A 14,745-nucleotide genomic window follows, 5' to 3' on the forward strand; every position below is an offset into this window, starting at 1 on the left:
CCACATTCCATACAGCTTAATGTGAACGGATCGGCTTGTGCTTAAACGCATTGCGCGATAACAGCGAAATCACCGCAATCGCACCCAGCGTCGAGGCACACATCATCAACGGCATCACAATCATCTTGCCCCCTGTTTCGGCGTGCAAGTCGGTGGTGAGCCAACCGATGCCAAAGGCAATCAACTGCATGCCCGAGCCCAGCAAGGCATTGGCACTGCCCGCTTCGCGGCTGAAGTAAGACATGTAAATGGCTTGGTTAGACGGCACAATCAAGCCTTGCGCGCCTATGGTCAACATCACCAACAATACCAACACCGGAAACGGTGGCAAAGCAATGAGGCTCCACACCACCATAATCAAACCGGTACAGATTTGCACCGCCAAGCCGCTGAGCAAGATTTTATGCGGCTGCGCACCATTTTTCAAACGAAACGCAGTCAAGCGGTTAAAACAGGCCATGGCGACAATATTCAGCATAAACGCCCATGCATATTCTTTATTGCTCAAGCCATAATAATGTTTGTACACCCAAGACGATTCGGTCAAAAACACAAACATGCAGCTAAAGCAAAAGCCTTGTAACAGTAAAAAGCCCATCGCTTCGCGCGTTTTCAACACCGCGCGGTAACGGCTAAACACCCCGCTCCAAAATGCCTCACCCGCAGCGCGCTGCGGTTTGTTCATCGGCAAAAATCGCCCCATGCTGCACAACAAAGCCACGCCATAAAGCAGCAAGAAACCAAAAATGGCTTGCCAACCAAACCAATCGTGGATGATGGCGCCAAACATCGGTGCAATCGACGGCGCTATCATGATGATGATGCCGATGGTGGCAAACATTTGTGCGGCCTGTACGCCGGTATAGCGATCGCGCACCATCGCCGGCACGATGACGGTGGCCATGCCCGCACCCAAGCCTTGCACCATGCGCATGCCTATGAGCCATTCCACTTGGGTGACTTGGGTAATGATGGCGGTGGCGACGATGAAGATGCACAGCCCAATCAAACAAATCGGTTTGCGCCCTTTCAAATCCGACAAAGAGCCGCCGATGAGCTGACCCAAAGCCGCACCCAATAAATAAGTGCTGAGGCTTTTTTCCACCAAATGCACACTGCTGCCCAAAGAGGTAGCAACATCGGTCATGGCCGGCAAATAGGTGTCTATCGAAAACGGCATGATGGCCACCAACATGGCCAATAGAAACGACAATTGCTTGTCGCTTAATTGAGGTGAGGTTTTATTCTGATTCATGGCTGCTACACAAAGAATGAAAGCCCTAAAAAAGGGCAAACTTGCTATGGTACGTGAATCATTCAGCATTGCCAAATGGCTAAGTCACCAGCAATGAGTTTTTGAAACTGAAGACCACGTAAGTCAAAATCATGCACAGCCACAAAGTGGCCGACACATACGAGGCATACACACACACCACTGCCGCTTGGCGACCGTAAAACAGCTCCGGCTGCTGGTCGATTTCACGCATGGCGGTGCGCCCACTGAGTATGCCGGCCAAAGAGGCAATCATGGGCAAAAAACTGAACGACAATAAGGTAAACAACACACAGAAATACACATGGCTGTTCAAGCGACGGGATACGGCAGACACCTTCATTTACAACTTTTTTACATTAATTAACGACATAATACACTAAAACCGCAGATTCATCGAATCCATTCTGAAAAAAACCATGCTCACTTTTCAACATGGTTTGCTAGCAGCGGTTTTAACACCTTGAATACACTACAGCCCAGTCAAACCTAACATGGTACTGACGACTGGGCCGCGCACCCCTCAATGGCAGCAGGGCAGTTAATGCAAGCCCCCAGCCATCACAAACACCGCCAACAAAGGCAAACCCAATAGCAATAACACGCCATCGGCAGCCAAGGTAATCGGCGTGACGATGGTGGCACCCAAGGCTTTGGCGGCGTTGACACTGGTGCGCTCTTGCACCACCGGCACATTGTATTGGCGGTAAAAATGCTCGCTGTTGCCATAGCTCACGCCGGCTTTGGGTGCATAGCGGTGGCCATAAATCGCCACCACTTTCACCAAAAATTCACCGGTGCCATCGACATCAATGTCGCGCAATTTGGCCACTTCGACAGCTTTTTGCTTTTGACTGTCGCTGGCAATGTTAAAGCCCAAGGCACGCGCTTGACTGAGTTCGCTCGGGTTCAATTTGCTCACTGGCAAGGCAAAAAACAGATTGCCATTGATGGGCAATTCATTCGCAGCACTCGGCTCTGGCATGCGCATGTTTTGGATGTCGACGATGTAGCGGCTGCGCAAATTGGATTTCAATAAAGGAATCACGCCCTGAGTCTTGAAAATATAGTGAAAGCGGTCAGACAAAATCACAAACTGACTTTGGTCTTGGCTGATGTAAAACGCATTGATTTGATCGTAATACGTGTGGTACTTGGTATCGGCCACATCGTCCCAAACCGAACGTGTGGCGCAACCACTGAGACCTACCGTGCCCAAAGCCGCGGTAGCCAAACAAAATTGACGTCTGTTCATTGCAATCCCCTATACAAACATTGACAAGGCGCATGTGGGCGCAAAAACATGTTAGTACAGTTTTACAGGCCGCTTGTAAGATTGCGATGCGGTGTTACTATGTGGCGCTCACAGTACAGCCACTTGCGACAATTCAGGCATTTTGAAACAGCGCCCAGCCGAAAAACACCACCGCTGCGAACATCAGCGCCAACAATACCAATTGCACATAACCGATGATTAAGCCCAACAAGGCCATGACGCTGCTGGATTCGTTAGGCTGATAACGCAATTGCCCACGCGCAATATGGCCGCAGACCACGCCGACAATGGCGCCCAACAGTGGAATGATGACCCAAGCCAACACACTGCTGACCAAGCTGACCACGGCCAACACATTGGTCGGTTCATCTTTGGGATATGGCTGCGAACGCGATGGTGGGGTTTGATTTTCTGGCAACATAAAGACTCTCCCATATAAATACGGTTTGAAAGACACAAGAACACTGCATTATGACAAAGTTTGGCTGGAATTTTGACACAGCCCATTTTAAACGGTTTAGTATGAAATCATGCCTACACAAGCGTAAAGGAAGAAGCATGTGCGATGTGACCCTGATTTCACCCTCTTTTTTCACCAGCAAGAGCGATGTCTTGACCATGATACAAGAATGCACGGCCGATTTGCTGGTCTTGCCGGCATGGGCAGACACCGCCACTACCGACGATGCCGTGTTTGACTATCCCAGTGTCGCCGAAATTCAAGCGGTGTTAAGCAAAGGCCAATTGCTGTATTGCCAACAAAGCCGCAGCAACAAAGCACCGCGCAATCTGATTCTCAGCCGCAAAAATGCGACCTCGCTTGGTCGAGTGTTGAGTGCGGAAGAAATCAATGCCGATGCGGCGGCATTTTTAAAGCGCTTGCGCAAACGCCGCAGCGTGGAAATCAAAAAACACCGCATCGTGTTTGTGTTCGCCGATGAAGCCAGCGCCTTGGCCGATGTGCCTGAAGTGGATTTACAGGCCGACTTATTGCTGTGCCCATTGAGCGTGCGCCCAATGCCCTGGACCAAAATCAGTCGCCCCTTGAAAATCCTCTCCAAAACCGCGAGCTTGGGCATGGTGGCGCACAACAATGGCAACAATATCAAAACCCTCAGCAAAACCACCACCAGCATCAAACTCATCAACCACGGTGAGGAAAACAGCGATGCCAGTGTGTGGCACGCCGACAGCAAGACGTTTACCTTAAGCATTCCTTTGGCTGATTAAAGCAAGCAAAACACTGCCACACATGAGCACAAGCGGCCTGTAAAGCCTTTACAGGCCGCTTGTGCGTTTGCTGTTATCCTATCATGTATTGCCAAACCAACAACGCTGTAACACGACACTCAACCAGCACGCTGGCTGTGCATGGCTGTTGTATCAGCCAATTTTATCCGCTTGTTTGTCTGCCTGTATGAACGCGTGTTGCATAAACTCACATACAAGCTGCGACACTGGTTCAGCCAGCGCTACTGATGCGCCATTCAAATCAAGTCATAACACTGAACAAGATGTCAATTTACACTGCCACAACGTGTTTGACTGAGAAAACATCAATCCACAAAAAAGCGGCCTGTAAATCGTTTACAGGCCGCTTTTAAAATCACACAGACTTAATCAAACAAATCACGCAATTTGTCCATAAATGACTTTTGACGTGGCGTTTGTGAACGCTCTTGGCCAGTGGAAATGGTTTCAAACTCTTCCAACAATTCTTGCTGGCGCTCAGTCAAATTCACCGGTGTTTCGACGATGATGTGACAATACAAATCGCCGACGCTGCTTGAGCGCAAAGACTTGATGCCCTTGCCTTTGATGCGCATTTTGCGACCGAATTGGGTTTCAGGCGCGATTTTCAACTTCACGCGACCGTCTATGGTCGGCACTTCCACTTCGCCACCCAAAGCCGCAGTGGTGAAACCAATCGGCACTTCGCAATGCAAATCCATGCCATCGCGTTGGAAAATATTGTGTTCTTTCACTTCGATGAACACATACAAATCACCCGATGGTGCGCCGTGTGTACCGGCTTCGCCCTCGCCGCTTAAGCGGATGCGGCTGCCAGTGTCCACGCCTGCAGGCACGTTCACTTCCAAGGTGCGACTAGAACGCACTTTGCCGTGGCCTTTACATTTCACGCATGGGTCTTTGATTTCCACGCCTGAACCTTGGCAGGTTGGGCAGGTTTGCTGTACTTGGAAGATGGCTTGGCGGATGTGTACCGTGCCGCTACCATGACAGGTATGACAGGTCACAGGCTCAGTACCGGCTTTGGCGCCAGAACCATGACAGACATCACATTCTTCATAGGTGGCAAAGGTGATTTTCTTTTTCACGCCATGCGCGGCTTCTTCCAAAGAAATCGCCAAATCATAACGCAAGTCGGCACCTTGGTAATTTGGTTGGCGTGAACGACCGCCACCGCCACCAGCACCCCCAAACATTTGGCTGAAGATGTCGTTGATGTCGAAATCGGCGCCGCCGCCAAAACCACCACCACCGAAGCCGCCACCGAAACCACCGCCGCCCATATTCGGGTCGACACCGGCATGACCGTATTGGTCGTAAGCGGCTTTTTTCTCAGGAGTGGACAAGATATCGTAAGCTTTTTGAACTTCTTTGAATTTTTCTTCGGCTTCTTTATCGTCTGGATTGCGGTCAGGATGGTATTTCATCGCCAATTTGCGATAGGCTTTTTTGATTTCAGCTTCGCTGGCGCCTTTGGATACCCCTAACACCTCATAAAAATCGCGTTGACTCATGTTAGTTGGACAGATTCAGTGTTAACAATGGTCGTTATATATGGGCACAAATGCGGGTTACAAGTGCTGCCCATGTATTTTGATTATTTTGCTGAAGTTTCGCGCTGTGGATGGGGCGCATCTTGAATGGCCAAGTCTTGCTGCGTCTGCGCTTGCACCACTTCCAAGGTTTCAGTGTGTGCTGCCGTGCTCAGCACATTGCTGGTGGTATTGATGGCAGCGGGCTCAGTGACACCAGATGCAGATGCGGCCTGTAAATCTGCTGTATTTGCTTTGACTGCCTCAGCAGTGCTAACCGGTACATCGGCAAGCATCTCCGATTCAGGTGTGGTATTGGCCACATTCGCTGCGCCATCAGCCTCATCCGTCTGCATGCTTTCGTCCAATAACACACCACCCACACCCGATTTCACCGGCATGGACACATACGGGCCACGCTTGGGACGTGGAATGACGGCTTGGGTCAAGGCGAATGCCAATAGCAAACCGGCCAACACCACATATTGCAAGGTAAAGCCATTAGCGCCCAAATACTTCATCAAAAAGCCCAATACCAGCGGTGACAAGAACGAACCGATGCAATAGCTGAACAACATGCTGCGGCCGATTTCCACCACATTGGAATGCGGCGGAATGCTGTCGTTGGCGCGGGCGGAGCTGAGCGAGTACATGGTGAACACGCCGCAACCCATTAAAAAGGCTGAACCAACCAATACCCACGGAAATTGCCCCAATAACCACATCAACAAGGCCGCGGTCAGCGCGAACGAACACGCCAAAATGATGCCGCTGCGGCGACCGAAAGCGTAAGAGAATTTGCCCATTGGTATTTGCACCACCAAGCCCGCGCACATCGCCGCCAAGATAAAGTGTGAAGCCACTTGGTTGTCCAAGCCGCGCAAGGCCACATACACCGGCGCCATGGTGATGAAACCACCGACCAAAAAGCCGGCGGTAATGCTGCCGAGCAAGGCCAACGGCACCACTTCCCACAATTTGGGAAAGCTGATGCCCATTTTCTGTGGCAATTGCGGCTGTTCGATGCGGGTGAGCATGATGGGAATGATGGAAGCGGCGGCCAAGATGGCACACAAAGCATACATGGTGGCGCTGGCGATTGGCGTGGCTATCACCACCGAAGCCAACATAAACGCCATGTAGAATATCATCGTGTACACGGCCAAAATGCTGCTGCGGTTTTTATTGCTGCTGCGCGCATTGAGCCAGCTTTCCACCACCATTAACAGGCTGTAATCACTGAAGCCCAAAATCACCCGTATCACAATCAAGGCAATTTCTTGTTTCACCACCACATGCAGCAACATACAAATGGTGATAAACGCCGTAAACAAAGCAAACGCGCGGATGTGGCCTACTTTCGCCACCCAACGTTGTGCTATGATGCCACTGAGCAATGCACCTAAATAAAAACCGGCATTGATTAGGCCAATTTTTTCGGAACTGACGCCGGCATTGGTCAGCTCAATATTGGAGAAAAAAATGAACAAACCGACGCCAGTGAATACCAATGCAACAGCGGTGAATAATGAAGACAAGGCCATGGTGGATTTCATCAGTTAATTCCAATATCATTAAGGTTCATCTGGCGTTTGGATACAGCCGGCAAGATAGCTGGATTATCACAGAAATAGAGAAAAAACCCCATCCTAAACAATAATAAATTTTTGCCATTTGGATAAACTATGCGTTTATACGACAACAGCCGCACAGTCAGCGATGAAGCGGCGATATTGGCTGACTTTCAACAGCGCAGCCTGCAAGCCTACACACACCATCCCCACAGCAGCCATGCGTATGGCGTGCATCCGCGCCAGCAATACGATGTGTTTGCTTGCGGTGCGGTCGGTGCGCCCATTTTGGTATTCATTCACGGCGGTTATTGGCAATGGTGTGACAAAAGCGATTTTGGCTTTATTGTGAACGCACCCTTGGCCGCTGGTTTTGATGTCATCTTGCTTGAATACCCATTAACACCGGAAACCTGTTTTGCCGAAGTGGTCAACAGCGTGGGCGTGGCCTTGGATTTTTTATCCAACAAACCCGAATTCAAAAACCGCCAAGTGTATTTGAGCGGCCATTCGGCCGGTGGCCACCTCAGCGCTTATTGGCAACGCCATCCGTGGATACACAATGTTTGCGCCATCAGCGGCCTGTACGATTTGGAACCAATACGGCACACGCACTTAAACGAAGCGCTCAATCTCAGCTGTGAGGATGTGCAAGACTTCAGTCCGATTCATTTTCCGGCAATTAAAAAGCCTTTGTATTTGGTTTATGGCGGCCAAGAATTGGTGGAATTGCAATGGCAATCGACCAAGTATGCGCACGAACTGAGCGAGCATTCCAACCATGCCAAATTACAAGAATTGAGTGAGTGCAATCACTACAGCATTTTGGATGCGGTGTTTGGCGAACAAGGCTATTGGCTCACACAAGTGGCCGCAGCGCATGCCCAATAATATTCGCTAATACCTACTCAATACGTTTACAGGCCGCATGTACAATCACATGCGGCCTGTAAACCATCACAGCGGCTTACAACGGTTTTTGCTCCGTGCCCGCTTGCTGTTGTGGCTTGCGACGCATGATGTAATACAACACCACCAAAGCCACGGTAAACGGAATGCCGAACAACAGCGTCGACTTGAACACATCGGTGAAATACGTGGTAATCATGATGGCCGCCATCAATACCGCGCCTAAGATGGTGAACACCGGAAAGCCGGGTACTTTGAATTTCAAGGTTTGACCCGTGCGCGCAATCTGGCGGCGGAAGAACCAGTGCATGACAAAAATCATGCCCCACGTCAGCATCGCGCCAAACATCGACAAGGAAATCATCACTGGGAAGGCTTTTTCAGGATTGAAGCTGTACACCAACGATGCCACCGCAATGCCACTGGCCGACAACATCAGCGCGTTCATCGGCACGCCATTGTCTTGGATCTTGCCCAAGAACGCCGGCGCATCACCAGCACGCGACAAACTGAACATCATGCGGGTGGAAATGTACAACATCGAATTCATCGCCGACAAAGCCGCAATGATCACAATCACATTCAAAATACTGTCGGCATACGGCACGCCCAATTCACGCATCACCGTGATGAACGGACTGGTTGCCTCACCGCCTGTGAGTTTGTTCCAAGGCACCAACATCACAATTAAGGTCAACGACAGCAAGTAGAAAATCACCAAGCGGTAAATGGTGGCGCGAAAGGCTTTTTTCACCGACTCTTCTGGGTTTTCCGCTTCACCCGCCGCCACTGCAATCATCTCTATGCTCAAATAGCTGAAGATGGAAATGATCACGCCTACCCAAATGCCCCAAAAACCATTCGGTGCAAAGCCGCCGTGCGCGGTCAAATTGTTCACGCCATCGGCCACACCGTGTTTGCCAAACAACACCACCGCGGCCAAGAGCACAAAGCCCAAAATCGCGAACAGTTTAATCGTGGAAAACCAATACTCGACCGAGCCAAACGCCTTGACGCTGTAAGCATTGATGCCGATTAACACCGCCGAAAAGCCGATGATCCACCACCACGAACTGACGTCGGGGAACCACATTTTCATGTATTCCGCCACCGCCGTGACCTCAGTGCCCACAGCGAGCACGATGCACGACCAATAACTGTAGCGCACGATAAAGCCGGCCAAAGGATTGATGTAATGCTCGGCATAAGCGCCGAACGAACCTGAAGTCGGGTGTGCCACGCTCATTTCGGCCAAACACGCCATCAAAAATAAGGCGATTAAGCCGCCGATGGCATAGCTGACAATGACACCGGGGCCAGCAAAACTGATGGCAAACTTACTGCCCAAAAACAAACCCGTACCGATGGCACCGCCGATGGCAATCATGCTCATTTGGCGGGCGGTGAGTTTTTTGTGTAGGCCGGCTTCCCGCGCCTGTATCTTCTCAAAATCGCTCATGTGTTTCTCTCTTTTCTCTTTAGCAGTTTGGGTTTACAGGCCGCTTATATTGATTGTTGTGCAGCGGCCTGTAGCCTAATAGACTGAACCTTAAGTCACTTCGCCGCGGCGGTGAAATTCAGGCGTGTCCCAAGTTTTGTTGTCCAAAATGTCTTTCAGATGCTGTACCGCATGCCACACATCTTCAAAACTCAAGTACAGCGGTGTGATGCCAAAGCGCATCACCTCAGGCTCGCGATAATCGCCGATGACACCGCGCGCAATCAAGGCTTGGATGATGGCAAAACCGTGTTCGTGTTTGAGGCTGACATGGCTGCCGCGCACCGCGTGTTCGCGTGGGGTAATCATTTCCAATGGATGGTTCGCGCATTCTTGCTCGACCAAGGCTATGAACAAATCGGTCATGGCCAAAGATTTGGCGCGAATTTTCGGCATGTCGGCCTGTAAATGCACGTCTATGCCACATTCGACCAAGGCCAACGAGGTAATCGGTTGCGTACCGCTCAAATAGCGGCGTATGCCAGCAGCAGGCGCATAATCCGTCGCCATTTCAAACGGCTGCGCATGGCCCCACCAACCCGATAAAGGCTGAGCACAACGGTTCACATGTTTGGCCGGCACCCACACCATCGCTGGCGCACCCGGGCCACCATTGAGGTATTTGTAAGTACAACCGATGGCAAAGTCGGCATCGGCACCGTTCAAATCTATGTCGACCGCGCCGATGGAATGGCACAAATCCCAAATCACCAAGCCGCCGTGCGCGTGTATCGCCGCGGTGGTGTCTTGCATAGGCCACAAATAGCCGGTACGGTAATTCACGTGCGACAACACCACTGCTGCCACTTGCTCATTCAATGCGGCCTGTAATTCTTCTGGGCCAGAAATCAATTGCAATTGGTAGCCTTGATTAAGCCACTCCGACATGCCTTGGATGATGTACAAATCGGTTGGGAAGGCTTCGCGTTCGGCAATGATGATTTTGCGCTCACTTGAGGCTTCGCTTTGAATGCGCAGTGCCGTGGCCAAGACTTTGAACAAATTGGTGCTGGTGGTATCGGTGATGGCGACTTCGCCTTCTTTGGCGCCGACCACTTGTGCAACCTTATTGCCAATGTTTAATGGCAGGTTCCACCATTGGTTTTTGTTCCAACTGCTGATTAAGTCTTGCTGCCATTCTTGCTCTACCACCGCTTGGGCACGGGCAGAAGCACTTTTTGGGCGTGCACCCAAAGAGTTACCGTCCAAATAAATGGTGTTGTCAGGCAAGGCAAATTGCTGCTTCATGCCTGCCAAAGGATCGACAGCGTCTAACTGTCGGCAATACTCGAGTGTTAACATGGCGTTTCATCCTATGCTGTGAGATTGGTGAAAGGGTTGTCAGTGTGTGTGACTACATGGTTTAAGAATAAGACATCGCCGCCAATACCGGCTCAGGCAAGGCTGGCAAACGGTGTCTTGGCATCAAAAACGAGGTCAATTCGGCGATTTCTTTGAAGATCATGTGGCTGTCGGCAGCGGCTTTCAAATAGCCCGCGCCCGAGCTGCCACCGGTACCGACGCGTTTGCCTATGGTGCGGCCAACCATGTGGATGTGGCGGTAGCGCCACAGCGACAATTGTTCGTCGATTTCCAATAGCAAACTCAGCAATTCATATGGCAATTGCAACAGCGGGTAATCGCGGTACATCATGATGAACAAGGCATTTTTGCTGGCACTTTGGCTTAAGCGGCGCTCGCTTGGGTAGGTATCGGCCTGTATGAACAATTGGTCGAACACGGCCAAATTGGCGGCTTCGGCTGGCGACAAATCGGCGGCGTAAGCACTGCGAAACTGCTGCCAAAAGCCTTGTTGCTCGGTATGGTGGTCGCGCCAATGCTGGCTGTGCTCGGCCAAAGGCATGCGCTCTAACCAACGATTGAGCAATACCAATAGCGAAGTTTGCTGCTCTGCGTCTTGCACGCGTTGGCGGTCTTGCTCGCTCAATTGCGAAACATAGTATTCTTGGCCGTGGCGATTGGCGTATTCCAAACCCAGCAAGGCCTCGATGGTTTTGAACTGTATGCTTTGAAAGCCAGAAGCGGGACGCAACAAATCGCGAAAATCCAAGAAATCCAGTGCCGTCATGGTTTCCAACACCGAAATCTGTTTCACCAACACTTCCAAAATCTCGCACACGCGTTTCAAGCGACAGACGGCATTGTAAATATCGGGCGAATTGTCGGACACATTCGGTTTTAAGAAGATTTCTCGCACTATGTTGATTTCGTGCAAGATTTGTTTGAACCACAACTCATAGGTTTGGTGAATAATGATGAACAACATCTCATCGTCGGCGCGTATGCCCTCTTTGGCACTTTCGGGCTGTTGCGCATTGAGAATGTTGTCGAGTTGCAAATATTCGGCATAGTAAACCGGTGGTCGTTGTGGCTTCATGTGTCTGTTCTTCTGATGATGTGATTGTGGAATAAAGCCTTGAAAACATGCCTTATTCATGAAATCAGTGTATCACAAGGCCAATTGCATAAAATTGCATATTTAGGCAGCCACCAAGTCAATTTTCAAATATTATGCACACATACCCATCAATTTTCGCAGGAATCACCATGTTAGACCAAATCGATGTCAAAATTTTGCGCCAACTGCAAGCCAATGGCCGCCTGAGCAACCAAGATTTGGCCGACCAAGTGGCCTTATCGCCGTCGGCATGTTTGCGCCGCGTGAAGACTTTGGAACAAGAAGGCTATATTGATGGCTACCATGCGCTGCTGAACGCGCCCAAGCTTGGCTACCGTGTCGAGGCGTTTGTGCAAGTGCGCATAGACCAGAGCAACGACGATTGGCACGACCAATTCATTGCCACCATCGCCGATTTGGACGAAATCGCCGATGCTTACATCATTACCGGCAATGCCAATTACCTGCTGCGCATCCGCGCGCGCGATTTTGAGCATTTCTCCACCTTCATCATTCATACGCTGAACCGCATCGCTGGCGTGCGCGACATCCAATCGAATATGGTGATGCAGAATTTGAAGAACAACGGCAAATTATTGCCACTGCCAAACAGCGTGCCGAAATAACAGCGAAATATGGGCGATGAAAGAAATGCTGAACACTGACAACCGTTTTGCAGCAAGCAGATACAATACTGTTTGGGTGCAACCAACACACTTAAGCAATGTGTTTAAGGAAGATGCACAGGCTCAGGGAGAGGACTGCTGCTTGAGTTGACACACATACTGTTAAATTAAAAGCAATGTTGTGTATTATTAAGTCCAAGCGAAACTCTTGTTGTTATGTCTGCCAAACACACAAAAGCGGCCTGTAAATAAGTTACAGGCCGCTTTTAACACTTCAAGCGCTTTACAGCACTAGGGCTTAGTGGTGATGACCACCAGCGCCGTGTACGTGACCGTGAGCGGATTCTTCTTCAGTGGCATCGCGTACATCGACGATTTCCACATCAAAGTTCAAGTCTTGGCCAGCCAATGGGTGGTTGGCATCGACAGTCACTTGGTCACCGTTAACGGCTTTAACCGTAATCACTTGCACACCTTCAGGGGTGTTGGCTTGGAATTGCATGCCAGGCTCGATTTGGTCCACACCTTGGAAGGCTTCGCGCGGAACATCGTTAACCAATTGTTCGTGGTACTCGCCGTAAGCTTCAGCAGCAGGCACTTTAACGGTTAATTTGTCGCCGACTTTTTTACCAGTCAATTCTTTTTCCAAACCTGGAATGATGTTGCCAGCGCCATGCAAGTAAGGCATAGGTTGGTCTTGTGATTGATCCAATACATCGCCTTGCGCATTGGTTAAAGTGTAATGAAAACTTACGACTTTGCCGTTTTCAACTGTCATTATGTGTTCCTTCACGTTAAATGTTTGGGCATCTTACCTTGTTTTGCAAATAAGCATCAAACGCGAAATTTCAAGAGTTGGCGTGTAAATTTTCATTTCACTGTGTTTGTTCCAATTGCTGGCTTTGTTTTTCAGTGATGTCGTCCAAGGTGCGTTGCACCGCTTGTGGCTTGGTTTCGCCACTGGCAGGCGCCACGCCCCAAGCCTTTTCCATCGCCTCTTGCGCCGCTTTGTATTCACCATCTTTTTGCTGGTAAATTTGCTCTGTGGCCTTGCCTTGCAACATCATCACAATAATCCAAGGAATCACCAACACCGCCACCAACATGATGCCACCAGCCAAATAGCGCTTGTCCGAACCCACTGACAAACCATTGCGGCGTGCATGCATCTTGATGCCCATTTGCTTGTTGTATTGGGCACGGCGCTTGTCATCAAGCAGGTAATTCTCTGCCAATTTCAAATAGCGTTCTTCTATGTCTTGGCGGTCACGCGCCAAGCGTATCGCCCGTTGGATGGCAATCACATTCGCGTCTTCCGGAATGTTCAAAATATCGTACAAATTCACCATTACCCGCTCCAAATACAAGGTAAGCGGCCTGTAAACCTTACTGTACTTGCTGCAGTAGGTTTAGCTCACAGGCGTGAGCAATTGGCCCTTATTGATAAATGCCGCCACGTTTTGCAGCAGCAACGCATCCATGTCCATACGTGTTTCGCGTGTGGCGCTGCCGATGTGCGGCGTCAACACCACCCGCTCGTCTTGCAATAAAGCGGCTGGAATATTGGGCTCGTGTTCAAACACATCCAAAGCCGCACCAGCAATGTGGTTTTGCGCCAACGCCTGCACCAACGCAGCCTCGTCTACCACCGAACCACGGGCAATATTGATTAAAAAACCGTGTTCGCCCAAGGCTTGCAATACCGCCGCATCGACCAAGTGTTCAGTCGCAGCGCCACCGGGGCAAGCCACCAGCAAATAATCGGCCCAAGCCGCCAAGTCTTGCAGCGTGTCGGCATAAGCATAATCTAAAGCAGACACTCTATGGCGATTATGATAAGCGATGTGCATTTTAAAACCTTGCGCGCGCTCAGCAATGGCCAAACCAATGCGCCCCAAACCCAAGATACCGAGCTTTTTGCCACTGACACGGCTGCCCATGCCAAAACGCTGCTTGCTGCCCCACAAACCGGCACGGACATAACGGTCTCCTGCGCTGATGCCGCGCGACACATCGATTAACATGCCCATCGCCACATCGGCGACACAATCGGTCAACACATCGGGGGTATTGCTCAAAGCGATGCCGCGTTGTTGCAAAGCCTGCACATCAATTGAATCATAACCCACGCCAAAACTGCACACCGCACGCAAATTCGGCAGCGCCGCTATTTGAGCGGCGTTTAAACCATAGGCCGCCGAAGTCACCACCAACTCAAAATCGGCACCAGACTGTTGTAAAAATTCGCCGCTTTGTGTTTGTTGCCACAGCGCACAAGCACTGTATTGGCGTTCTAAATGCTGATTCACGTCATTGGACAAACGTCCGATTTGCAAGATTTGCATCGTACTTCCTTAAAATTCGGTTAAAAAACGCTATTTTTTTCATAT

The 14,745-nt window shown here is 50.3% G+C and carries 15 protein-coding genes; 3 read left to right on the forward strand and 12 right to left on the reverse strand.

What is annotated here, in order from left to right:
- Positions 1–16: 16 nt before the first annotated feature.
- From BN3003_RS16840 to BN3003_RS16855, 4 genes are all read right to left on the reverse strand, one after another.
- On the reverse strand, positions 17–1,255 hold the full coding sequence (locus BN3003_RS16840; protein ID WP_058357773.1) for a multidrug effflux MFS transporter: 1,239 nt from the start codon (positions 1,253–1,255) through the stop codon (positions 17–19).
- 79 nt (positions 1,256–1,334) lie between these two features.
- Complete coding sequence (locus BN3003_RS16845) at positions 1,335–1,616, reverse strand: hypothetical protein (protein ID WP_058357774.1); 282 nt, start codon at positions 1,614–1,616, stop codon at positions 1,335–1,337.
- Between the two features lie 198 nt (positions 1,617–1,814).
- Entirely contained in the window at positions 1,815–2,528 is a 714-nt protein-coding gene (locus BN3003_RS16850; RefSeq protein ID WP_058357775.1) for a hypothetical protein, read from the reverse strand.
- Between the two features lie 133 nt (positions 2,529–2,661).
- Positions 2,662–2,970 carry a DUF4190 domain-containing protein gene (locus BN3003_RS16855; protein ID WP_058357776.1) on the reverse strand — a complete coding sequence of 103 codons (309 nt, stop codon included), beginning with the start codon at positions 2,968–2,970 and terminating at the stop codon, positions 2,662–2,664.
- A gap of 137 nt (positions 2,971–3,107) precedes the next feature.
- Here BN3003_RS16855 and BN3003_RS16860 point away from each other — a divergent pair, with 137 nt between their 5' ends.
- Complete coding sequence (locus tag BN3003_RS16860) at positions 3,108–3,779, forward strand: hypothetical protein (RefSeq protein ID WP_058357777.1); 672 nt, start codon at positions 3,108–3,110, stop codon at positions 3,777–3,779.
- A gap of 386 nt (positions 3,780–4,165) precedes the next feature.
- Here the strand turns inward: BN3003_RS16860 and dnaJ are convergent, their stop codons facing one another.
- Both dnaJ and BN3003_RS16870 read right to left on the reverse strand, forming a co-directional pair.
- Positions 4,166–5,314, reverse strand: a complete 1,149-nt coding sequence (gene dnaJ, locus BN3003_RS16865; protein WP_058357778.1) for a molecular chaperone DnaJ — start codon at positions 5,312–5,314, stop codon at positions 4,166–4,168.
- Positions 5,315–5,397: 83 nt separating this feature from the next.
- Positions 5,398–6,888 carry an MFS transporter gene (locus BN3003_RS16870; protein ID WP_058357779.1) on the reverse strand — a complete coding sequence of 497 codons (1,491 nt, stop codon included), beginning with the start codon at positions 6,886–6,888 and terminating at the stop codon, positions 5,398–5,400.
- 129 nt (positions 6,889–7,017) lie between these two features.
- Between BN3003_RS16870 and BN3003_RS16875 the strand changes: the two genes are divergently transcribed.
- Positions 7,018–7,794, forward strand: a complete 777-nt coding sequence (locus tag BN3003_RS16875) for an alpha/beta hydrolase (protein WP_058357780.1) — start codon at positions 7,018–7,020, stop codon at positions 7,792–7,794.
- A 76-nt stretch (positions 7,795–7,870) separates the two neighbouring features.
- Here the strand turns inward: BN3003_RS16875 and BN3003_RS16880 are convergent, their stop codons facing one another.
- From BN3003_RS16880 to BN3003_RS16890, 3 genes are all read right to left on the reverse strand, one after another.
- Positions 7,871–9,271, reverse strand: a complete 1,401-nt coding sequence (locus BN3003_RS16880; RefSeq protein WP_058357781.1) for an amino acid permease — start codon at positions 9,269–9,271, stop codon at positions 7,871–7,873.
- A gap of 90 nt (positions 9,272–9,361) precedes the next feature.
- A complete protein-coding gene (kynU, locus tag BN3003_RS16885; protein ID WP_058357782.1) occupies positions 9,362–10,612 on the reverse strand; it encodes a kynureninase in 1,251 nt (416 codons plus the stop codon).
- Between the two features lie 61 nt (positions 10,613–10,673).
- Positions 10,674–11,708 (reverse strand): tryptophan 2,3-dioxygenase family protein, encoded by a 1,035-nt coding sequence (locus BN3003_RS16890; protein WP_058357783.1) that lies wholly within the window; start codon positions 11,706–11,708, stop codon positions 10,674–10,676.
- Between the two features lie 170 nt (positions 11,709–11,878).
- Here BN3003_RS16890 and BN3003_RS16895 point away from each other — a divergent pair, with 170 nt between their 5' ends.
- Positions 11,879–12,355: an Lrp/AsnC family transcriptional regulator gene (locus BN3003_RS16895; RefSeq protein WP_058357784.1), complete on the forward strand. Its 477-nt coding sequence runs from the start codon at positions 11,879–11,881 to the stop codon at positions 12,353–12,355.
- 298 nt (positions 12,356–12,653) lie between these two features.
- Here BN3003_RS16895 and BN3003_RS16900 read toward each other — a convergent pair whose 3' ends face one another.
- The 3 genes from BN3003_RS16900 to BN3003_RS16910 all read right to left on the reverse strand — a co-directional run bounded on the left by BN3003_RS16900 (position 12,654) and on the right by BN3003_RS16910 (position 14,700).
- Positions 12,654–13,133, reverse strand: a complete 480-nt coding sequence (locus tag BN3003_RS16900; protein ID WP_058357785.1) for an FKBP-type peptidyl-prolyl cis-trans isomerase — start codon at positions 13,131–13,133, stop codon at positions 12,654–12,656.
- Between the two features lie 97 nt (positions 13,134–13,230).
- Positions 13,231–13,704, reverse strand: a complete 474-nt coding sequence (locus BN3003_RS16905; RefSeq protein WP_058357786.1) for a J domain-containing protein — start codon at positions 13,702–13,704, stop codon at positions 13,231–13,233.
- 60 nt (positions 13,705–13,764) lie between these two features.
- Positions 13,765–14,700 carry a 2-hydroxyacid dehydrogenase gene (locus BN3003_RS16910; RefSeq protein WP_058357787.1) on the reverse strand — a complete coding sequence of 312 codons (936 nt, stop codon included), beginning with the start codon at positions 14,698–14,700 and terminating at the stop codon, positions 13,765–13,767.
- Positions 14,701–14,745 lie beyond the last annotated feature (45 nt).

The organism is Vitreoscilla massiliensis (assembly GCF_001457815.1).
GTDB lineage: Bacteria > Pseudomonadota > Gammaproteobacteria > Burkholderiales > Neisseriaceae > Vitreoscilla > Vitreoscilla massiliensis.

Bases quoted from the DNA above. Each gene is read 5' to 3' on its own strand.
- BN3003_RS16860 (WP_058357777.1), top strand. From the start codon at position 3,108: ATGTGCGATGTGACCCTGATTTCACCCTCTTTTTTCACCAGCAAGAGC.
- BN3003_RS16900 (WP_058357785.1), bottom strand. From the start codon at position 13,133: ATGACAGTTGAAAACGGCAAAGTCGTAAGTTTTCATTACACTTTAACC.
- BN3003_RS16895 (WP_058357784.1), top strand. From the start codon at position 11,879: ATGTTAGACCAAATCGATGTCAAAATTTTGCGCCAACTGCAAGCCAAT.
- BN3003_RS16875 (WP_058357780.1), top strand. From the start codon at position 7,018: ATGCGTTTATACGACAACAGCCGCACAGTCAGCGATGAAGCGGCGATA.
- kynU (WP_058357782.1), bottom strand. From the start codon at position 10,612: ATGTTAACACTCGAGTATTGCCGACAGTTAGACGCTGTCGATCCTTTG.
- BN3003_RS16870 (WP_058357779.1), bottom strand. From the start codon at position 6,888: ATGAAATCCACCATGGCCTTGTCTTCATTATTCACCGCTGTTGCATTG.
- BN3003_RS16855 (WP_058357776.1), bottom strand. From the start codon at position 2,970: ATGTTGCCAGAAAATCAAACCCCACCATCGCGTTCGCAGCCATATCCC.
- BN3003_RS16910 (WP_058357787.1), bottom strand. From the start codon at position 14,700: ATGCAAATCTTGCAAATCGGACGTTTGTCCAATGACGTGAATCAGCAT.
- dnaJ (WP_058357778.1), bottom strand. From the start codon at position 5,314: ATGAGTCAACGCGATTTTTATGAGGTGTTAGGGGTATCCAAAGGCGCC.
- BN3003_RS16845 (WP_058357774.1), bottom strand. From the start codon at position 1,616: ATGAAGGTGTCTGCCGTATCCCGTCGCTTGAACAGCCATGTGTATTTC.
- BN3003_RS16850 (WP_058357775.1), bottom strand. From the start codon at position 2,528: ATGAACAGACGTCAATTTTGTTTGGCTACCGCGGCTTTGGGCACGGTA.
- BN3003_RS16890 (WP_058357783.1), bottom strand. From the start codon at position 11,708: ATGAAGCCACAACGACCACCGGTTTACTATGCCGAATATTTGCAACTC.
- BN3003_RS16840 (WP_058357773.1), bottom strand. From the start codon at position 1,255: ATGAATCAGAATAAAACCTCACCTCAATTAAGCGACAAGCAATTGTCG.
- BN3003_RS16905 (WP_058357786.1), bottom strand. From the start codon at position 13,704: ATGGTGAATTTGTACGATATTTTGAACATTCCGGAAGACGCGAATGTG.
- BN3003_RS16880 (WP_058357781.1), bottom strand. From the start codon at position 9,271: ATGAGCGATTTTGAGAAGATACAGGCGCGGGAAGCCGGCCTACACAAA.